At 43.4% G+C, this 20,243-nt stretch carries 19 protein-coding genes; all 19 read left to right on the top strand.

All coding sequences use genetic code 11. From position 1 onward, the window contains the following. Positions 1-110 precede the first annotated feature (110 nt). The 19 genes from metG (at position 111) to mfd (ending at position 20,147) form a co-directional block, all read left to right on the top strand. Positions 111-2,084 carry a methionine--tRNA ligase gene (gene metG, locus BQ4305_RS00935; RefSeq protein WP_110926070.1) on the top strand — a complete coding sequence of 658 codons (1,974 nt, stop codon included), beginning with the start codon at positions 111-113 and terminating at the stop codon, positions 2,082-2,084. Positions 2,085-2,311: 227 nt separating this feature from the next. Next, positions 2,312-3,079, top strand: a complete 768-nt coding sequence (locus tag BQ4305_RS00940) for a TatD family hydrolase (RefSeq protein ID WP_110926071.1) — start codon at positions 2,312-2,314, stop codon at positions 3,077-3,079. A gap of 287 nt (positions 3,080-3,366) precedes the next feature. After that, the gene (locus BQ4305_RS00945) at positions 3,367-4,536 is read left to right on the top strand and encodes a G5 and 3D domain-containing protein (RefSeq protein WP_234396840.1); all 1,170 of its coding nucleotides are present in this window, start codon (positions 3,367-3,369) and stop codon (positions 4,534-4,536) included. Between the two features lie 221 nt (positions 4,537-4,757). Further along, on the top strand, positions 4,758-5,321 hold the full coding sequence (rnmV, locus tag BQ4305_RS00950; protein ID WP_110926073.1) for a ribonuclease M5: 564 nt from the start codon (positions 4,758-4,760) through the stop codon (positions 5,319-5,321). Continuing rightward, positions 5,314-6,192, top strand: a complete 879-nt coding sequence (rsmA, locus tag BQ4305_RS00955; RefSeq protein ID WP_110926074.1) for a 16S rRNA (adenine(1518)-N(6)/adenine(1519)-N(6))-dimethyltransferase RsmA — start codon at positions 5,314-5,316, stop codon at positions 6,190-6,192. Before rnmV ends, rsmA begins: the two co-directional genes overlap by 8 nt. Before the next feature lie 223 nt (positions 6,193-6,415). Further along, entirely contained in the window at positions 6,416-7,294 is an 879-nt protein-coding gene (gene yabG, locus BQ4305_RS00960) for a sporulation peptidase YabG (RefSeq protein ID WP_110926075.1), read from the top strand. 249 nt (positions 7,295-7,543) lie between these two features. After that, on the top strand, positions 7,544-7,795 hold the full coding sequence (gene veg, locus BQ4305_RS00965; RefSeq protein ID WP_071353029.1) for a biofilm formation stimulator Veg: 252 nt from the start codon (positions 7,544-7,546) through the stop codon (positions 7,793-7,795). Between the two features lie 122 nt (positions 7,796-7,917). Then, positions 7,918-8,094 (top strand): protein sspF, encoded by a 177-nt coding sequence (locus tag BQ4305_RS00970; protein ID WP_110926076.1) that lies wholly within the window; start codon positions 7,918-7,920, stop codon positions 8,092-8,094. Between the two features lie 228 nt (positions 8,095-8,322). After that, entirely contained in the window at positions 8,323-9,189 is an 867-nt protein-coding gene (ispE, locus tag BQ4305_RS00975) for a 4-(cytidine 5'-diphospho)-2-C-methyl-D-erythritol kinase (protein ID WP_110926077.1), read from the top strand. A gap of 66 nt (positions 9,190-9,255) precedes the next feature. Beyond that, on the top strand, positions 9,256-10,080 hold the full coding sequence (gene purR / locus BQ4305_RS00980) for a pur operon repressor (RefSeq protein WP_110926078.1): 825 nt from the start codon (positions 9,256-9,258) through the stop codon (positions 10,078-10,080). Between the two features lie 11 nt (positions 10,081-10,091). After that, positions 10,092-10,469, top strand: coding sequence for a RidA family protein (locus BQ4305_RS00985; protein ID WP_199880503.1), 378 nt, complete (start codon positions 10,092-10,094; stop codon positions 10,467-10,469). A gap of 251 nt (positions 10,470-10,720) precedes the next feature. After that, the gene (gene tnpA, locus BQ4305_RS00990) at positions 10,721-11,203 is read left to right on the top strand and encodes an IS200/IS605 family transposase (protein ID WP_110926080.1); all 483 of its coding nucleotides are present in this window, start codon (positions 10,721-10,723) and stop codon (positions 11,201-11,203) included. 322 nt (positions 11,204-11,525) lie between these two features. After that, complete coding sequence (spoVG, locus tag BQ4305_RS00995) at positions 11,526-11,822, top strand: septation regulator SpoVG (protein WP_034316332.1); 297 nt, start codon at positions 11,526-11,528, stop codon at positions 11,820-11,822. Positions 11,823-12,052: 230 nt separating this feature from the next. Further along, complete coding sequence (gene glmU / locus BQ4305_RS01000; protein WP_110926081.1) at positions 12,053-13,426, top strand: bifunctional UDP-N-acetylglucosamine diphosphorylase/glucosamine-1-phosphate N-acetyltransferase GlmU; 1,374 nt, start codon at positions 12,053-12,055, stop codon at positions 13,424-13,426. 15 nt (positions 13,427-13,441) lie between these two features. Beyond that, a complete protein-coding gene (locus tag BQ4305_RS01005) occupies positions 13,442-14,395 on the top strand; it encodes a ribose-phosphate diphosphokinase (protein WP_110926082.1) in 954 nt (317 codons plus the stop codon). Between the two features lie 329 nt (positions 14,396-14,724). Next, positions 14,725-15,360 (top strand): 50S ribosomal protein L25/general stress protein Ctc, encoded by a 636-nt coding sequence (locus BQ4305_RS01010; protein ID WP_110926083.1) that lies wholly within the window; start codon positions 14,725-14,727, stop codon positions 15,358-15,360. A 258-nt stretch (positions 15,361-15,618) separates the two neighbouring features. Next, on the top strand, positions 15,619-16,182 hold the full coding sequence (pth, locus tag BQ4305_RS01015) for an aminoacyl-tRNA hydrolase (protein WP_110926084.1): 564 nt from the start codon (positions 15,619-15,621) through the stop codon (positions 16,180-16,182). A 92-nt stretch (positions 16,183-16,274) separates the two neighbouring features. Continuing rightward, a complete protein-coding gene (locus BQ4305_RS01020; RefSeq protein WP_110926085.1) occupies positions 16,275-16,505 on the top strand; it encodes an anti-sigma-F factor Fin in 231 nt (76 codons plus the stop codon). Positions 16,506-16,613: 108 nt separating this feature from the next. Further along, entirely contained in the window at positions 16,614-20,147 is a 3,534-nt protein-coding gene (gene mfd / locus BQ4305_RS01025) for a transcription-repair coupling factor (protein WP_110926086.1), read from the top strand. The last annotated feature ends 96 nt before the right edge of the window (positions 20,148-20,243 follow it).

The raw sequence follows: 20,243 nt of genomic DNA on the forward strand, positions 1-20,243 counted from the left end.
ATATGCTGGGATTGTCAGATTTTATCTTTTTCTGCAGGATGGCAGTATGTGAAAGTGGCTGACCCCTGCCGGCAGGTTCAGTTTTTAACCATAAGGAGGACGCTTTTTTTATGAAGGAAAAATTAAAAACATTCTATATTACCACGCCGATTTATTATCCAAGTGGGAATTTACATATTGGGCATGCCTATACCACGGTTGCCGGTGATGCGATGGCCCGCTATAAACGGATGCGCGGGTTTGATGTTCGGTATCTGACAGGCACGGATGAGCACGGACAGAAGATTCAGCGTAAGGCAGCGGAAGAGGGACTTACCCCGCAGGAGTATGTCGATAAAATGGCCGAAGGGATTCAGGATCTTTGGAGAAAGCTGGATATCTCTTATGATGACTTTATCAGGACGACACAGGACAGACATAAGGTCGTTGTAGAGAAAATTTTCAAGAAGCTTTTGGATCAAGGAGATATCTACTTGGATCAATATGAAGGTCTGTACTGTACTCCTTGCGAATCTTTCTTTACAGAACGGCAGGTAGAAGAAAGCAACGGCAAGTGCCCTGACTGCGGACGGCCTGTCGAAAAGGTCAAGGAAGAGTCTTATTTCTTCCGGATGAGCAAATATGCTGACCGCCTGCTGCAATTCTATGAAGAGCATCCTCAATTCATCCAGCCGGAATCCAGGAAGAATGAAATGATCAATAATTTCATTAAGCCGGGGCTGGAGGATTTGGCTGTTTCCCGGACAACATTTGACTGGGGAGTTAAGGTTCCGGGAGATCCAAAGCATGTCATCTATGTATGGATTGATGCTTTATCCAATTACATCACAGCGTTAGGTTATGGAACAGATGATGACGGCAACTATTTGAACTACTGGCCGGCCAATGTGCATTTAGTCGGAAAGGAAATCGTGCGTTTTCATACGATTTACTGGCCGATCATGCTGATGGCATTGGATATTCCTCTTCCGAAGAAAGTGTTTGCGCACGGATGGCTGCTGATGAAAGATGGGAAAATGTCGAAATCGAAGGGGAATGTGGTGGATCCGGTTACCCTGATTGACCGTTACGGCCTGGATGCTGTGCGTTATTACCTGCTTCGTGAAGTTCCATTTGGATCGGACGGGGTCTTCACACCAGAAGGATTCATTGAACGAATCAATTTTGATTTGGCGAATGATCTGGGCAATCTTCTTAACCGGACGGTTGCGATGATTAACAAATATTTTGACGGAATCATTCCTGAATACTCCGAATCAGAGCGGGAGTTCGAAAAAGCGCTGCTGCAAATGAATCAAGATACAGTCATTAAATACGAAGAAGCAATGGAAAATATGGAGTTCTCGGTTGCCTTATCGAATGTATGGCAGCTGGTCAGCAGAACGAATAAATTCATTGATGAAACACAGCCTTGGACATTGGCAAAAGAAGAGAGCAAAAGGGAAGAATTGGCCGGAGTTATGGTTCATTTGGCTGAATCGCTCCGCCGTATTTCCATCTTGCTTAAGCCGTTCCTGACTCAAACGCCTGAAAAGATTTTCGCCCAGCTAAATATTGATAAAGAAGAGCTTAAGGGATGGGACAGCCTGGAGCAGTTCGGCCAAATTCCAGCCGGAACGCAAGTAATAAAAGGCAATCCTGTCTTCCCTCGCTTGGAAATGGATGATGAAATCCAATACATTAAAGAACAAATGCAGGGAAGTGCACCGAAAGAGGAAGAAAAGAAGAAACCTGCTGCTGTCACAGAAATTCCTGAAGTTGATGAAATTACAATTGATGACTTTATGAAGGTAGAACTTCGGGTCGCCCAGGTACTGGAAGTCGAGCCGGTGAAAAAAGCGGATAAGCTGCTGAAGCTTCAGCTGGACTTAGGCTACGAGAAACGTCAGGTTGTATCCGGAATTGCCCAATACTATAAACCAGAAGAGCTTGTCGGCAAAAAAGTGATTTGCGTGACGAATCTGAAACCTGTGAAACTGCGCGGTGAACTTTCACAAGGAATGATTCTTGCCGGAAGCCAAGATGGCGTTTTATCTGTGGCAACGGTTGATGCATCACTTCCGAACGGCTCAAAAGTAAAATAAAAAAGAAACCTTTCTGTCACATGACTTTCTTGGCGGAATCCCTATGGGTTCCGCCGGCCATTTTTTAGAAGCGCTGCTTTTTGAAAAACATAAAGATGTTTCCTCTGAAACGTTTTTATGTTTTTTTCTTTACAGCTGCTGTGAAAAGTTTTGTAATATTTTTGTTATATAAATGAGAAACACAAGCTGGCTTTTTCATAATAAACTAGAGAGGAAGGAACTATACCATGTTATTTGATACTCATGTACATCTAAATGCGGAACAATTTGACGAAGATTTAAACGAAGTCATCGAAAGAATGGGCGACGCTGGAGTTTCCCATGTTGTTGTCGTTGGCTTTGACCGTCCTACCATCACGAGAGCCATGGAATTGGCGGAGGAAAATGAATTCATGTATGCGGCTGTCGGCTGGCATCCGGTAGATGCTATAGACATGACGGAAGCAGACTTGGAGTGGATCGAAGAGCTTTCCTCTCATCCTAAAGTGGTGGCAATCGGCGAAATGGGCCTCGACTATCATTGGGACAAGTCCCCTAAAGAGATTCAAAAAGTAGTATTCCGAAAGCAGATCAGGCTGGCAAAGCGTGTTAAGCTGCCTATCATCATTCATAATCGGGAGGCAACTTCTGACGTCATCGAAATCCTGAAGGAAGAAGGGGCGGAGGAAGTAGGAGGCATTATGCATTGCTTCAGCGGCAGTGCGGAAACAGCGAAGGAATGCCTGGAGATGAATTTTTACATATCCCTTGGGGGACCGGTAACATTCAAAAATGCAAAGAAACCGAAGGAAGTGGCAGAGGCTGTTCCGATGGACCGCCTGCTGATCGAGACAGACTGCCCTTATTTAGCACCGCATCCATACAGGGGCAAGCGGAATGAGCCTGCCTATGTGAAACTGGTTGCTGAAAAAATCGCAGAAATTAAACAGATGTCCTTAGAAGAAGTGGCAGAGGCTACAACAGCAAATGCAAAAAAACTATTCGGCATATCCTGATAGTGAATGCTGTCTGATATGACAAAACAATGTCCCATCCGCCAAAGTTCCCCTAAGATTCGGCAGATCTTGCTCTTTAGGTGGGATGGAGTGTCGAGAAGTCATTCTTTTCTTTTTAAACAAGGATAGTCATAATAGGTGATAATTTCCTATTTTTCCTGTTTTGCATTTGATTTGACATCTCGATTCATCTATCTATATAATCAATCACCGAGAGGAAGGAGGAGTTTTTCATTTTTATAAGTCATATGAAAAACCTGAATCCCAAGTCTTTTGGGAAAATGAGAATGACCCTCGCCATCTGCTTGATCTTCGTGGGTGCTTTGGCAGGGGATATACTGTTTTATCAAGGGACTAAACATACAGTAACCCTTAAGTTAGACGGCAAGGAACAGGTAGTCAGATCGCATTCTGCTACTGTCAAAGATATGTTTAATGAGATGGGTGTTGAGGTTCAGGCAGAAGATTCTGTCACCCCATCCATTGATAGTCCAGTCACGGAAAATACGGAAATCACCTGGGAACCGGCACGGGAAATAGAAGTGAACGTAGACGGTAAAACTCAGAAATTCCGGACAACCAAAGATACGGTCGGAGAACTTCTGCAGGAACAGGGCATCAAGGTAACGAAAAACGACAGCCTGCATCCGAAGAAAGATGCCAAAATCGAAAAAAACATGGAAATTTCCATTGAGAAAGCTTTTCCGCTTCACCTGACAGCAGGCGGAGAAAAGAAGCAGGTTTGGTCCACTTCGACTACGGTCGCTGACTTTTTAAAGCAACAAGGAATCGTACTGAACGAGCATGACCGTGTAAAGCCAGATTTAGATGAAAAAGTAACGGCTAAGGACACAGTTATTGTTACTCGTGTTGAAAAGGTCACCGATGTAGTGGAAGAAACCGTCGACTATTCTGTCGAGAAAAAAGAAGACAAATCGATTCCAAAGGGACAGGAAGAAGTTGTAAAAGAAGGCAGAAAAGGTTTGATTTCAAGACAATATGAAGTTGTCAAAGAAGATGGCAAGGAAGTAAAACGGCAGCTGCTTTCTGAAAAGGTAGTGAAAAAAGAACAGAATCAAGTAGTAGCTGTTGGGGCTAAAGCAGAGGCCGCTTCAAAACCTGAAGAAGTCCATGCTGTTCCAGTGAGCGCTTCTTCCGACAAGGGCGGCAAAGAGATTTATGTGTCTTCTACTGCCTATACAGCCAGCTGCAGCGGATGTTCAGGGGTTACAACAACCGGGATGAATTTAAAGGATAATCCGCATGCAAAAGTCATTGCTGTTGATCCGAGTGTAATACCTCTTGGTTCAAAAGTCTATGTAGAGGGATACGGATATGCGGTCGCAGCTGACAAAGGAGGCGCGATCAAAGGGAACAAGATCGATGTGTTCTTCTCCTCTAAGTCGGATGCTTACCGCTGGGGTGTCAAACGGGTCAAAGTGCAAATTGTGGACTGATTGTGATGAGCAGGGGATGCGAATCCCCTGCTTTTTCTTGTATTAACAGGATAAATTTTCTCCATTCTTAGAAACAGATCATTATTTTGCAGGTGAACATGGTAAAATGGTTTGGTTGCCAAGTTGTAAATAAGCAGGCAAACCTGCTTTAATAGAGGATAGATTGTTATGGAAAGCTAAACGTGCAGAACGTGGATAGATCCATTCATATGGAGGAAATCATGAAGAAAATAAAAGAAATCATTGTCGTTGAAGGAAAAGATGATACAGTTGCCGTGAAGCGGGCAGTTGATGCGGATACAATTGAAACAAACGGTTCGGCTGTAGATGCCTCCGTTATATCCCGAGTAAAGCTTGCACAGGAAACGCGGGGGGTAATTATCCTGACAGATCCTGATTTCCCCGGTCAAAAAATTCGCCAGACTGTTTCCGATCAGGTACCGGGCTGTAAGCATGCCTTCGTTACCAAGAAAGAAGCGCTGCCAAAGTCAGGAAGAGGAATCGGTGTGGAGCATGCTTCCCCTGCAGCCATCAGGAAAGCATTGAAGGATGCTCAATTTATGGATGAAGAAGCACCTGAAGAGATTTCTAAACAGGATTTAATCGATGCAGGACTGATTGGCCAGGCAGACTCAAGTGAACGTCGTGAAAAGCTGGGGATCGATTTGAAGATCGGCTATACTAATGGAAAGCAGTTATACAACCGATTGAAAATGTTTCGGATATCAAAGGCTGCATTTCAGGAAGCAGCAGCGAAAATAGATCAGGAGGATATGAATGAATAAAGATATTGCAACACCGGTCAGGACAAAAGAGATATTGAAAAAGTACGGCTTCTCTTTTAAAAAGAGTCTCGGTCAGAACTTTTTAATTGATACGAACATTTTAAACCGAATTGTCGACTTCGCCGGTCTTTCGGCAGAAAGCGGAGCCATTGAAATTGGACCTGGAATAGGGGCTTTAACTGAGCAATTAGCCAAAAACAGCAAAAAAGTGACAGCCTTTGAAATTGACCAGCGTCTGCTGCCGATTTTGGCAGATACGCTGTCTCCATACAACAATGTTAATATCATTCATGAGGATATCCTTAAGGCGGACGTCAAACAGGTGATTGGGGAGGAATTTCAGGGAATTGAGGATTTAATGGTCGTCGCTAACCTGCCTTACTATGTGACAACGCCGATTATTTTGAAGCTGCTTTCCGAAAATTTACCGATACGCGGTATTGTCTGTATGCTTCAGAAGGAAGTTGCAGAACGGATTTCCGCTCAGCCGGGAACGAAGGAATATGGTTCGCTCTCGATTGCAATCCAATACTATACAACGGCAGAGACAGTTATGGTTGTGCCAAAAACGGTTTTCATGCCCCAGCCGAATGTAGATTCAGCTGTCATCCGATTGATCAGGAGAGAAACCCCTCCTGTAGAAGTGAAAGATGAAGAATTTCTGTTCCAAATAACGAGGGCCAGCTTTGCTCAAAGACGAAAAACCATTTTAAATAATTTAACGAGCCAGCTGCAAGATGGCAAGTCAAAAAAAGAACAGATTTTGCAGGCGCTTGAATTGGCCGGCGTTGATCCTGGAAGACGGGGAGAAACGCTGAGCATTGAAGAGTTTGGCCGACTGAGTGATGCTTTGCTTCCTCATTTTAAATAATATGCAAAAACGCCGGTTGATGGACTCCGGCGTTTTTTTATTTTAAGCCCGGATGCTGACTCACCAAATCTGTATAGGTGCATACCATAGAAAAGTAATCATTCGATTACCGAATATTTCTTATTGGCAGGTTTTTAAAGCAACTACCAGTCACGGGCGGCAGACTTCTGCAGCGTCCGCTGGGTATGAATAGAAACAGTAATTTTTCTCATGGGGTGAGACCATGAAATTAGAAGTGAATGATATTGTCGGCCGGAAATCATATGGGAGTGATGTGCTGTTCAGAGTGATTGCACTCCGTGATACAAATGACGGAAAGACTGCGGTTTTATTTGGGGAAAATATTCGATTAATTGCGGATGCTCCCCTGGAAGACTTAGTGAAGATCAACGAAGAAGAGAGAAGCTATCGCGAAAAATCGAATGAGCAATTGCAAGATCAATCTTACCGTCTCCTGACACAGGACCTTGAATTGCAGCAGCAAAAAAACAGCTTTGAATCAAGCGATGGCTATCGGTATACCGGCAATTATTTTCAAATTCCGGGCAGGGTGCTGCACTTGGACGGGGATGCTTCCTATTTAAGGAAATGTCTTGATTTATATGGAAAGTTTGGGATACCGGTACACGGGGTATATTGTAACGAGAAAGATATGCCCAGCAGAATTGGAGCATTGTTGGATCACTATCGTCCGGACATATTAGTGATTACCGGCCATGATGCCTATTCTAAAGCAAAAGGAGATATGAATGATTTAACAGCTTACCGCCATTCCCGTGAATTTGTGCAGACCGTTCAGGCGGCCCGTAAAAAAGTTCCCCATTTAGATCAGTTGATTATTTTTGCCGGGGCCTGTCAGTCCCATTTTGAGTCCCTGGTTCAAGCGGGGGCTAACTTTGCAAGTTCCCCTTCGCGCGTTAATATCCATGCATTAGATCCTGTATATATTGTTGGAAAGATCAGTTTTACTCCTTTTAGGGAGCATATCCATGTATGGGATGTCCTGAAAAATACCCTGACAGGTGACAAGGGAATGGGCGGGATTGAAACCCGGGGAGTATTAAGGACCGGACTGCCCTATAAACCACTTCAAAATGATTAAAGGCATATTCATGGCCGGCAAATACGCAAATACGTATCAGGAAGCTGCCGGCTGTGCTGCTATGCTTAAAATGTAAAAGAAAACTTTACATAATTTTGTGAGAGTTGCCACATAATAAAAATAACGGTTTTTTGATGTAAGGGGCATAAAAATCGTTGACAAACAATTTTAATTGCTGATATAATTTATTATTTTATTTGCAGTTTATCGTTAATTGTGCTATACTATATTTAGTGAGGTGGACCGAAAATGCCAAAAACTTTAGCTGATATTAAACATGCACTTGATTCAAACCTTGGTAAAAGGTTGCTTTTAAAGGCAAATGGCGGAAGAAGAAAGACTGTAGAGCGTTTTGGAACGTTGGCAGAAACGTATCCGGCGGTTTTTGTAATTGAACTGGATCAGGACGAAAATGCTTTCGAGCGCGTGTCTTACAGCTATGCAGATGTATTAACGGAGACCGTACAATTAACGTTTTTAAACAAACAACAAGAAATGTAACTTAGAGCGGGCAGTGAACGTTAGTTTGCTGCTTTTTAATTTGTTCCACAAATAGGGATTCATAAAACGTCCTTTTCCGTAGACTCTAATAGTGTGACAGCGTGTGAAAGGGGTTGTTTCGTTTGGGCAGACGAAAGGGAATCATGTCAGAAGGCTTAAAAGAAGAGCTCGCTAAAGAACTTGGCTTTTATGATGTTGTTCAAACAGAGGGCTGGGGCGGCATCCGAGCACGTGATGCCGGGAACTTGGTAAAGCTGGCCATAGAGAAGGCACAGCGGCAGATGGCTGATAAAGGCTGATTAAACAGACTTACTAAAACGCGCTGATCACTAAAAAAGCCAGACTTCAACTCAATGTATAGCATAAGCGGTTTATGCTTACATTGTAGATAATGAAGTCTGGCTTTTTCTTTTTATATAGGTGAAAAATCAGGGGCTTTTCGTTTTTATGGAAAAAAACTTTAGAATGGCGTCAAATATGGTAGAATAGGACAAGAACTTTCAAGAACGTTAAAGTAGGTGGAATTATTGAAGCTCATGGAGAAAGCACCAGCTAAAATCAATCTTGCTTTAGATGTGCTTTACAAGCGGCCGGACGGGTACCATGAGGTCGAAATGATTATGACGACCGTGGACCTTGCTGATAGATTAGAATTAAAGGAAATTGAAGGAGACCGTATTCAGATTCTTTCTCATAACCGGTTTGTTCCGGATGATCACCGGAATCTCGCCTATCAGGCGGCCTTCATATTAAAAGAACGTTTCAATATCAAAAAAGGTGTTTCCATTTTAATAGAGAAAAATATTCCGGTTGCTGCAGGGCTTGCAGGCGGAAGCAGTGATGCAGCTGCGGCATTGCGAGGTCTGAACAGACTCTGGAATCTGGGTCTGTCTTTGGATGAGCTTGCTGAAATAGGGGCAGAGATCGGCTCTGATGTTTCTTTTTGTGTATATGGAGGAACAGCTCTTGCAAAAGGACGGGGAGAAATCATCACCCATTTGCCGACCCCGCCGAAATGCTGGGTCATTTTGGCGAAACCTACGATTGGCGTTTCCACTGCTGATATTTACAAACGCCTTCGCCTTACTGATGCGGAACATCCGAGTGTTCAGCAAATGATAGAGGCAATTAAAGAAGACAGCTATGAAAAGGTGTGCAGCGGGCTTGGCAATATTCTTGAAAATGTGACACTGGAGCTATATCCAGAGGTTGCCAACCTTAAAGACCAGATGAAAACCTTTGGAGCGGATGCTGTGCTTATGAGCGGAAGCGGGCCAACGGTGTTTGGGCTTGTGGAACATGAATCAAGGATGCAGCGGGTATATAACGGCCTGCGAGGCTTTTGTGACCAGGTTTATGCAGTGCGCTTATTAGGCGATCAGAATCCGTCTTGATATAACACGTACGATAGTGATATAGTTACTGTATAATATTCGGAAATTGAGCGAGGGGGTGTTTCGATGAAATTCAGACGCAGCGAGAGGCTTGTAGATATGACAAATTTTCTGTTAGAGCATCCCGGTGAATTAGTATCCCTGACGTTTTTTGCAGAAAGGTACAGCTCCGCTAAATCTTCCATCAGTGAAGATCTTACCATTATAAAAGAAACGTTTGAACAGCGCGGCATTGGATCGCTGATTACCGTTCCCGGAGCGGCTGGCGGGGTCAAGTACCTTGTATCCATTAAGGAGGAGGAGGCAGCTTCCTTTATTGATGGTCTGTGTGAAACAATGGCAAGCCCTGAACGGCTTCTTCCAGGGGGCTATTTGTTTATGACAGATATTCTTGGACAGCCGCAGATCGTTAATCGAGTGGGGCGCATCATTGCTGCCAAGTATGCTGATAAGAAAGTATCTGTTATTATGACGATGGCAACCAAGGGGATTTCCCTGGCCTATGCGGTCGCCAACTACCTAAATGTCCCGGTCGTGATTGTAAGGCGTGATAATAAGGTAACAGAAGGCTCTACGGTCAGTATCAACTATGTATCCGGTTCTTCTAAGCGAATCCAGACGATGGTCCTTTCAAAACGGAGCCTTGTGGAAGGAGCCAATGTCCTAATCGTGGATGACTTCATGAAAGCGGGAGGCACGATGAAAGGGATGGTCAGTTTGCTTGAGGAATTCAATGCCAAAGTAGCAGGTATCACGGTTTTAGTAGAAGCAGAGCATCCTGATGAGCGGCTTGTAGACAATTATATTTCATTGATTAAATTGTCAGAGGTAGATGAACGCGACAGGAAAATCAGCGTCAACCGAGGAAATTACTTTACCAATACTAATTGAAAAGAGGAATGATTATGAAAGCGATACATACAGATAAAGCGCCAGCAGCCATTGGCCCATATTCTCAAGGGATCACTGTAAATAACCTTTTTTTCTGCTCAGGACAAATTCCGCTTACAGCATCAGGAGAACTTGTCACAGGCGGTGTAAAAGAACAAACGCACCAAGTATTTTCTAATCTTAAAGCTGTGCTCGAAGAAGCAGGAGCTTCTTTAGAAACGGTTGTAAAAGCCACTGTTTTTATTAAAAACATGGACGACTTTGCTCAAATCAATGAAATTTACGGAGGATACTTTGGAGACCATAAGCCAGCCCGTTCCTGCGTAGAGGCAGCCCGTCTGCCAAAAGATGTCCTTGTGGAAATTGAAGTCATTGCACTCGTTAAATAATAATGAGCCGTTTCGGCGGCTAAAACAGGTTCTGGGAGACATGTCTTGGTACCTGTTTTTTATTTGGCAAGTGCGAATTAGGAAGTGGTGTCCGTTTTAAACGGGCACCTTTTTATTTTGTGGAAAAGAAAACCCTAGGCTAGGCCTAGGGTTCCGAAAAGCTTTCAGCGTGGTATTAAAAAAACTCTTCCATGGTGCTAAAATATTTTTGGTTCGCCAAACCAAAATATCAGCATCACGGAGGAGTTTTGATGTCAAAAGACACTAATAGTTTAGCACACACCACCTGGAATTGTAAGTATCATATCGTATTTGCACCCAAGTATAGAAGACAAGTGATCTATGGAAAGATAAAAAAAGATATCGGTCAAATACTGAGAACGCTATGTGAAAGGAAAGGCGTAGAAATCATTGAAGCCACGGCGTGTAAAGACCACGTACATATGCTGGTGAGTATTCCACCCAAAATAAGTGTCTCTTCATTTGTAGGGTATTTAAAAGGGAAAAGTAGCTTGATGATATTTGATCGTCACGCCCATTTGAAATACAAGTATGGAAATCGCAAGTTTTGGTGTACGGGATATTATGTAGATACAGTGGGAAGAAACAAAAAGGTAATCGAAGAATACATACGAAATCAGATACAAGATGATATAGTCGCAGAACAATTAAGTATGATGGAATATATTGATCCGTTCACAGGTGAGGAGGTAAAGAAAAAGAAACGAAAGTAAGTGAAAGACCTTTGAGGTCTGGCCAGTGGAAGTAGTACAGTTGGCGAACCATTCAGAGGCCCTTGAGGGCCTGGTCAGCAACAAAGGCTTTCAGCCGCAGAGAAAACCACCCGTTACCACGGGTGGTCGTTATTTTAGGGCAAGCGGTTTCCTTGAATATCATTGTTTTCAGGCAGCTGTAAGCCTAACAGAAGCATAGAATCTTATTCATTTTGAATAAGGTAGAAGATTCTGAAAAAAATCAAATCAAATAGAAGGAGTTTGAGTTATTTTGTGGAATATGTAGTGTAAGTTTTTATAAAAAAAAGGGATGGTGAAATTAATGGAAGTAACTGACGTAAGATTGCGACGCGTAAATACGGATGGACGCATGAGAGCGATTGCATCCATTACATTGGATAATGAGTTTGTTGTACATGATATCCGTGTAATTGATGGGAATAATGGTTTATTTGTAGCTATGCCAAGCAAAAGGACACCTGACGGAGAATTCCGTGACATTGCTCATCCAATCAACTCCTCTACTCGTGGAAAAATTCAGGAAGCTGTTTTGACTGAATATCATCGTTTAGGAGAGCTGGAAACAGAATTAGAGGAAGCAGGAGCAGGGGCTTCCTAAGAAAAAAAGTCAGCATCTGAGAGCCTACTTCAACAGTAAGGCTCTTTTCTAATGGTTTTTTTATTCCCCGCTTTTTAAAACTTCAAACCCATCTCTCTTCTATTTCTGAAAAATCCCTAAAATATTCCTATAGTATGTTAATAATATGTACTTTTCAATGTTATCTTGAAATGAAGCGATATTTAAGATAATATTTTTAATGGATAAAAAGGTAAAATTGGAGGCCTGTCATGAATAATCGCTTTGCAGTAATACTGGCTGCTGGACAAGGTACCAGAATGAAATCCAAGCTTTATAAGGTATTGCATCCTGTGTGCGGAAAACCGATGGTGCAGCATGTTATAGATCACGTGAAAGAATTGAAGATAGAAGAAATTGTGACCGTTATCGGCCATGGTGCGGAAAAGGTGCAGGAAGTGCTCGGAGATTCCTGTGAGTACGTTCTGCAGGAACAGCAATTGGGAACAGCGCATGCTGTTATGCAAGCAGAGGGAGCTTTAGTTTCTAAAAAAGGCACAACGCTTGTTATTTGCGGAGATACGCCATTGATTAAAGCTGAAACGATGGAAGCGCTTCTCTCGCTTCACGAGGACAGCAAGGCGAAGGCAACGATCTTAACAGCACATGCAGAAAATCCTGCCGGGTACGGCCGGGTGCTGAGAAACGAACAGGGCAATGTGGAGAAAATTGTTGAGCATAAGGATGCAAGTGCTGAAGAAAGAGCTGTAAAAGAAATCAATACAGGCACGTATTGTTTTGATAATGAGGCTTTATTTGCTGCGCTGAAAAAGGTATCGAATGAAAATGCCCAAAATGAATATTATCTTCCTGATGTGATTGAGATTTTGAAAGCTGAAGGAGAAATCGTGACAGCGTTCCAAACGGAGGATTTTGAAGAAACATTAGGCGTGAATGACCGTGTTGCTTTATCCCAGGCGGAACAAATCATGAAGAAACGCATCAATGAAGCGCATATGAGAAACGGGGTAACAATCATCGACCCTTCATCTACTTATATTGAGGCGGATGTGATCATCGGCCGGGATTCAATCATTCAGCCGGGATCTATGATAAAAGGCCAGAGTGTGATCGGCGAAGATTGCCTGATAGGACCCAATACGGAAATAAGCAGCTGTGAAATAGGATCAGGAACGGCGATCCGCCAGTCTGCTGCTTATGACAGCCAGATTGGCAGCGATGTGCAAATAGGGCCATTCGCCCATATCCGTCCTGAGTCAGATATTCAGGATGAAGTGAAAATCGGCAACTTTGTCGAAATTAAAAAGGCTGTATTCGGAAAAGGAAGTAAAGCTTCCCATCTAAGTTACATCGGGGACGCGGAAGTGGGACAAAATGTAAATATCGGCTGCGGATCAATTACGGTGAATTATGACGGCAAGAAGAAGCATTTGACGAAAATAGAAGATGATGTCTTTATCGGATGTAATTCTAATTTAGTAGCGCCTGTTACGATCGCCAAAGGGGCATATGTTGCAGCCGGCTCAACCATCACCCAGGATGTACCAGCCGAAGCATTATCCGTTGCACGTGCCAGACAAGTGAATAAAGAGGATTACGTCAAAAAATTAAAATTTAACAATTAACCTTTGGAGGTCATCATGTCAAATCAGTATTTAGATCCTAATTTAAAAGTCTTTTCTTTGAATTCGAACCTTGGCTTAGCAAAAGAGATTGCAGGGGCTATCGGTGTGGAACTGGGAAAGTGTACGGTAACTAGCTTCAGTGACGGAGAAATCCAAATTAATATCGAAGAAAGCATCAGGGGCTGCGATGTGTTTGTGATCCAGTCAACAAGCCAGCCGGTTAACGAGAACCTTATGGAACTTTTAATTATGATTGATGCGCTGAAGCGTGCTTCTGCCAAAACAATCAATATCGTTATGCCGTATTATGGATATGCTCGGCAAGATCGTAAAGCCCGCGCCCGTGAGCCAATTACAGCTAAGCTTGTAGCGAATTTGCTTGAAACAGCGGGAGCAGACCGGGTCATTACGTTGGATTTGCATGCTCCGCAAATTCAAGGTTTCTTCGATATCTTGATTGACCATCTTGTCGCTGTTCCGATTTTGGCTGATTACTTCAAAGGCAAGAATTTGAATGATATTGTCATTGTATCTCCTGACCATGGCGGTGTAACCCGCGCCCGTAAGATGGCTGACCGTCTAAAAGCGCCGATTGCCATTATCGACAAACGCCGTCCAAGACCGAATGTGGCGGAAGTTATGAATATTATCGGGAATATTGAAGGAAAAACAGCTATCCTGATTGATGACATCATTGATACAGCGGGAACAATTACACTTGCTGCCAATGCTTTAGTAGAAAATGGGGCAACAGAAGTGTATGCTTGCTGTTCTCACCCTGTTCTTTCAGGTCCGGCTATTGAAAGAATCCAAAATTCTAAGATCAGAGAATTGGTGGTAACCAATTCCATTGATCTGGCTGAAGAGAAGAAAATCGACAAAATTACGGAATTGTCTGTAGCACCATTGATTGCAGAAGCAATTATCCGTGTTCATGAAGAACAATCTGTCAGCACATTATTCGACTGATTCCGTTATATTCCGCAGGCAGTTTACAAAGACAGCAGGCATATGCCTGCTGTCATTTTTATAGTCTTTTCCCGGTATAACCTTTTGTGAAATTTTATAAGAAACCGTTTATATTCACCGTGTTGAGACGGATATTGGAAATGGAAGGGGGCGGTCCTTTCAAACAAACTAAGGACTGCTGGCGCATTCAGGGGCAGCGGACAGTCAAAGTGAATCTGCTCCAGGAATATCCGTAATATGCGAATTTTAACGTTTATATAAGATTCAAGAAGGGAAAACTATAAAAGAAAATAGATGTTCATTTTTCTGTAGAAAGGCGGAAGATAGATATGAGTAATGTACTAGCTGCAAAAGAAAGATCAGAATTTAAGAATTCTACTTTGAGAGCTTTACGTGAAAGAGGGGAAATTCCGGCCGTTGTATACGGAAATCAAAATGGGACTCAGTCCATTACCGTCAATAATGGAGAATTAATCCGGACCATCAAAGAAGTAGGGCGAAATGGCATTATCTCGTTAGATGTAAATGGTTCTGCGAAAAATGTGATGCTGACCGACTATCAGGTGGATCCGTTAAAACGGGATATTTATCATGTAGATTTTTTAGTTGTAAATATGGATACAGAATTGCAGGCGCAGGTTCGAATTAACCTTGTTGGTGATTCTAAAGGCGTAAAAGACGGCGGTGTGATTCAGCAATCGCTGCATGAAGTAACAGTGAGTGCAAAACCTAACGATATCCCAGAAGTGATCGATGTAGATATCACAGAACTTCAAGTGGGCGATACACTCTATGTATCTGATCTGAAACTGTCAGGAAGCATTACGGTTGAACATGAAGGGGAAGAAGTTGTTGCCTCCGTTCTGGCTCCGCGTGTTGAAGAAGAAATCAGTACAGGAGAACAGCAGGATGGCGGAATCCCAGAAAATGTGGAAGGCAGAGAGACAGAGGCCCCAGAAGAGTGACAAGCTGATCAGGCTTTAACCATTAAGTGAAAAGAACGATTCATACATGATATAATGGACGTAACTTATATGGGTTACGTCCATTTATTTTGAGAACATCCGGCGGTCCTGTTTGAAGAGTTTGTTGGAAATAGGTCTAGAGCCGCTTGAGATGGTATTTGACAAATGAGATAATATTTTCTAGGATTTGTAAAAAATCCAGAGAATCTTCGTCTTTGAGTAATCCAGGAAATATTAAATGAATGGCGGAGTGTAAGCATGAAGATAATCATAGGGTTAGGGAACCCTGGTAAACAATATGAAAAAACCAGACATAATGTAGGCTTCGAAGTGATAGATGAATTGGCTCAAAAATGGTCCATTTCTTTGGATCAGGCCAAACATAAAGGGATTTACGGCACCGGGGTGGTAAACGGTGAAAAAGTGATTTTGCTGAAGCCCCTCACATATATGAACCTGTCGGGCGAATCGATTGCTGCTGTGATGGATTTTTACAAAGCAGAGATTGAAGATGTTGTCGTATTATACGATGACCTTGATTTGCCAACAGGAAAGATTCGTTTGCGCCAAAAAGGAAGTGCCGGCGGTCATAACGGAATCAAGTCGACCATTGCCCATCTTGGCACATCAGATTTTAACCGTATTAGGATTGGCATTGGGCGTCCTGCCGGCAGGATACCTATCACGGATTATGTACTGGGCCGTTTTACAGCAGAGGAATGGAAAGAAATTGCGCAGGCGGTCCAAAAAAGCGCAGCTGCATGCGAAGCGTGGCTGGATAAGCCCTATTTACAAGTGATGAATGAATATAATCAGTCATAATCCGGTAAATTGAAACAATCTTCTTTATGACATGAATAAACCTCCTCTCTATTTGCTTATACTAGTGATATCTTACAAGAGGGGGTTATGATATGGCTCTCCATTATCATTGCCGGCACTGCGGGACCAAACTCGGGACGCTTGAAGATCAGCGGCTCAGTTCGGAAGAGCTCGGGTTCCATCAGCTCACTGACACCGATCGGCAGGAAATGATCGAATACGATTCTTCAGGCGATATTCATGTGAAGGCTATTTGCGAAGACTGCCATGAATCGCTGCAGAGGAATCCGGAACTGTATCAAAATGATTATATTATTCATTGAGCGGAAGGCTTTGGAAAAATCCAAGGCATTTTTCCGTTTGTTTGACTTTTAGGGAAACAGAAAGATAGATAAATTTTACAGTGAAGTTGGAGAGAGGAGGAGCCGGCTGTGGAAGGGCTGAAGAAAATATTTTCGGAACATGATGATATTCAATCCCTATTATCGGGAATTGACGAAGGATTGCGGGAGCAGCTAGTATCCGGATTGACGGGCTCTTCAAGATCGATGCTGCTGGCATCTGTCTATGAGAAAGCAAAGCGTCCTATACTATTAGTGACGCATAACCTTTTGCATGCGCAAAAATTCCAGGAAGATTTGGCGGGCCTGGTGCCGGAAGAGGATTTATTCATTTATCCGGCAAATGAATTGATGGCAGCTGAACTGAGCGTTGCCAGTCCTGAATTAAGGGCCCAAAGGGTGGAAGTCCTGAATTATTGGGCAAGCGGAAAAAAGGGAATCGTCATTGTACCGATTGCGGGTATGCGTAAATTACTGCCCCCTAAGAAAGTTTGGAAGAATTTCCAGCTTACATTTAAATTGGGGAATGATATTGATTTAGGACAGACACTGAATCATTTCGTATCCATGGGATACCACCGTGCTGATATGGTGTCATCTCCAGGTGAATTCAGCATTCGGGGCGGGATTATCGATGTCTATCCAATAACAGAAAATGACCCGGTCCGGATTGAACTGTTTGATACGGAGGTAGATTCCATCCGTTCCTTTTCCATTGAAGATCAGCGCTCGATCGATAAATTGAAGACAGTGACCATAGGGCCTGTCAGTGAGGCGCTGCTGGAGCCCGAACATATACAACGGATGATTGAACGTCTTGAGGCGGGTTTAAGCAAAAGTTTAAAGAAGCTTAAAGACGAAAATGCCAAGGAGCGGCTTCTGCAGTCAGTGGGAGCAGAACTTGAACTGCTGAAGGCAGGAGAAAGACCTGACCAGATTTTTAAGTATTTAAGCCTTGCTTATGATCAGCCAGCTAGTCTGATAGATTATCTTCCGGCCAATGGGCTGGTTGTTCTGGACGAGATCAGCAGGATCCAGGAGCTGAATGAATCGCTTGAAAAGGAAGAGGCCGAGTGGTACACAGACTTGCTTAGCAGCGGGCAGATTATCCATGATATCCAGCTCGCTCACCGTCTTCCTGATTTAATTTCCGGTTCGAAAAAACCGTTCATCTACTTGAATCTGTTCCTGCGGCATGTCCCTCATACAAATCCGCAGAATATCCTCAATTTCACATCGAAGCAGATGCAGAATTTCCATGGGCAGATGAATTTGTTCAAAGCTGAGCTGGAGAGGTGGAAAAAGGGCCGGTTTACGGTGTTCATATTGGCGGCGGATGAGGAGCGGGTGAAGAAGCTCCACGGCGTGCTTGCTGACTATGACATAGAAGCCCCTGAGGTGAAAGATTCGAAAAAGTTTCTGCCTGGAAAGGTACAGATTATAAGGGGCGGCCTGAACAGCGGATTTGAACTGCCGATGCAGAAATTTGCTGTGATCACGGAAACAGAACTGTTCAACAAGAAAGCGAAGAAATCTATACGCAGGCAAAAACTGTCCAATGCTGAAAGAATTAAGAGCTATTCTGAGCTTAAAACGGGCGATTATGTCGTTCATGTCAATCATGGTATCGGTAAGTATATGGGCATTGAGACGCTTACCATCAATGGAGTGCATAAAGACTATCTTCATATCCGCTATCAGGCAGACGATAAGCTGTACGTACCAGTGGATCAGATCGATTTAGTGCAGAAGTATGTCGGTTCTGAAGGAAAAGAACCAAAATTATACAAACTCGGCGGAACAGAGTGGAAGAGGGTTAAGAATAAGGTCCAATCTTCTGTTCAAAACATAGCCGATGATTTAATCAAGCTGTATGCGGAACGGGAAGCGGCCAAAGGCTATGCCTTTTCGCCTGACGGTGATATGCAGAGGGAGTTCGAACTATCGTTTCCTTATAACGAGACAGAGGACCAGATTCGATCCATTGTTGAAATTAAAAAAGATATGGAAAAGGAAAGGCCGATGGACCGGCTATTGTGCGGAGATGTAGGATATGGAAAAACAGAAGTGGCTATCCGTGCCGCATTCAAAGCAATCATGGATGGAAAGCAGGTGGCTTTTTTAGTACCGACGACCATTTTGGCGCAGCAGCATTATGAAACGCTGAGGGAGCGATTCCAAGATTATCCGATTTCCATTGGCTTAATGAGCCGGTTCCGGACAAAAAAGCAGCAGACAGAAACGCTTAAAGGCTTAAAAGCAGGTACGGTCGATATTGTGGTCGGCACACACAGGATTTTGTCCAAAGATATTCAATATCGTGATCTGGGCCTGCTTATCATTGATGAAGAGCAGCGCTTTGGCGTGACGCATAAAGAGAAAATCAAGCAATTGAAGACCAATGTTGACGTGCTGACGCTGACGGCAACGCCAATTCCGCGGACGCTCCATATGTCGATGCTCGGGGTCAGGGATTTGTCAGTTATTGAAACACCCCCAGAAAATCGCTTTCCAATCCAAACATATGTAATGGAGTATAATGGCGGATTGGTGAAAGAGGCCATTGAAAGGGAACTGGCAAGGGACGGCCAGGTTTATTTCCTATACAACCGGGTAGAGGATATAGCAAGAATGGCAGAAGAAATTTCCATTTTAGTACCGGATGCACGAGTAACGTTTGCACACGGCAAAATGACGGAGCAAGAATTGGAATCCGTCATGTTCGGTTTCCTTGATGGCGAATACGATGTGCTGGTAAGTACAACCATCATTGAGACAGGCGTTGATATCCCGAACGTCAATACCTTGATTGTACATGACGCTGACAAGATGGGACTGTCTCAGCTTTATCAGCTCCGCGGCCGTGTGGGGAGATCAAATCGGGTCGCCTATGCTTTCTTTACGTATCGGAAGGATAAAGTGCTGACTGAGGTCGCGGAAAAGCGGCTTCAATCAATCAAGGAATTTACCGAACTGGGATCGGGCTTCAAAATTGCGATGCGCGACCTGTCGATTAGGGGAGCAGGCAACCTTCTTGGAGCGCAGCAGCATGGATTTATCGACTCTGTCGGTTTTGATCTGTATTCGCAAATGCTGAAAGAAGCAGTAGAAGCTAAACGCAGTGACCAGCCGGCAGAAGAAAAACCATCATTGGAAATAGATCTTGAGGTGGATGCTTATATACCGGATGCCTATATTGCAGACGGCCACCAGAAGATTGAAATGTATAAACGATTCAGAGGCATTACATCACTGGAAGAAGTTGAAGAGCTGCAAGATGAGATGCTGGATCGTTTTGGGGAATATCCGGACGAAGTTTCCCGTCTCTTCCTCATTGCCGAAATGAAAGTGTACGGCATGAAAGCAGGAGCTGCGAGCATTAAGCAATTGAAGCAGGATATCACAATCCTGCTCTCGGAAAAGGTCAGCAGCAATATCGATGGCCAGAAAGTGTTTAAGCTTGGCTCGAGCTACGGACGTATGATCGGTTTCGGAATGGACGGAAATCAGATGAAGCTGGTCCTTCATACGAAGGGCACAGATCAATCCAAGTGGCTGAATATTTTATTCGAGATGGTCAAAGGACTTCAGAATGTCCAAAAGGATATTCAGGTGACAAAGTAATTGCAGGGCAGCCTCTACCCGCATTTGACATTTGTGAAGGATTTTGAAGAAAAATTTGTTCATTGTGCATAGAACTTTCCATTAAAAAAAATACTA

This window comes from Bacillus massiliglaciei, from assembly GCF_900098925.1.
Taxonomy (GTDB): domain Bacteria; phylum Bacillota; class Bacilli; order Bacillales; family DSM-1321; genus Peribacillus; species Peribacillus massiliglaciei.

What these genes read in the sequence shown, in the direction of transcription:
- BQ4305_RS00940 (WP_110926071.1), top strand. Translation starts at nt 2,312, where the DNA reads ATGTTATTTGATACTCATGTACATCTAAATGCGGAACAATTTGACGAA.
- BQ4305_RS00945 (WP_234396840.1), top strand. Translation starts at nt 3,367, where the DNA reads ATGACCCTCGCCATCTGCTTGATCTTCGTGGGTGCTTTGGCAGGGGAT.
- rsmA (WP_110926074.1), top strand. Translation starts at nt 5,314, where the DNA reads ATGAATAAAGATATTGCAACACCGGTCAGGACAAAAGAGATATTGAAA.
- tnpA (WP_110926080.1), top strand. Translation starts at nt 10,721, where the DNA reads ATGTCAAAAGACACTAATAGTTTAGCACACACCACCTGGAATTGTAAG.
- BQ4305_RS01010 (WP_110926083.1), top strand. Translation starts at nt 14,725, where the DNA reads ATGAGTAATGTACTAGCTGCAAAAGAAAGATCAGAATTTAAGAATTCT.
- yabG (WP_110926075.1), top strand. Translation starts at nt 6,416, where the DNA reads ATGAAATTAGAAGTGAATGATATTGTCGGCCGGAAATCATATGGGAGT.
- rnmV (WP_110926073.1), top strand. Translation starts at nt 4,758, where the DNA reads ATGAAGAAAATAAAAGAAATCATTGTCGTTGAAGGAAAAGATGATACA.
- BQ4305_RS01020 (WP_110926085.1), top strand. Translation starts at nt 16,275, where the DNA reads ATGGCTCTCCATTATCATTGCCGGCACTGCGGGACCAAACTCGGGACG.
- BQ4305_RS01005 (WP_110926082.1), top strand. Translation starts at nt 13,442, where the DNA reads ATGTCAAATCAGTATTTAGATCCTAATTTAAAAGTCTTTTCTTTGAAT.
- veg (WP_071353029.1), top strand. Translation starts at nt 7,544, where the DNA reads ATGCCAAAAACTTTAGCTGATATTAAACATGCACTTGATTCAAACCTT.
- pth (WP_110926084.1), top strand. Translation starts at nt 15,619, where the DNA reads ATGAAGATAATCATAGGGTTAGGGAACCCTGGTAAACAATATGAAAAA.
- spoVG (WP_034316332.1), top strand. Translation starts at nt 11,526, where the DNA reads ATGGAAGTAACTGACGTAAGATTGCGACGCGTAAATACGGATGGACGC.
- glmU (WP_110926081.1), top strand. Translation starts at nt 12,053, where the DNA reads ATGAATAATCGCTTTGCAGTAATACTGGCTGCTGGACAAGGTACCAGA.
- purR (WP_110926078.1), top strand. Translation starts at nt 9,256, where the DNA reads ATGAAATTCAGACGCAGCGAGAGGCTTGTAGATATGACAAATTTTCTG.
- metG (WP_110926070.1), top strand. Translation starts at nt 111, where the DNA reads ATGAAGGAAAAATTAAAAACATTCTATATTACCACGCCGATTTATTAT.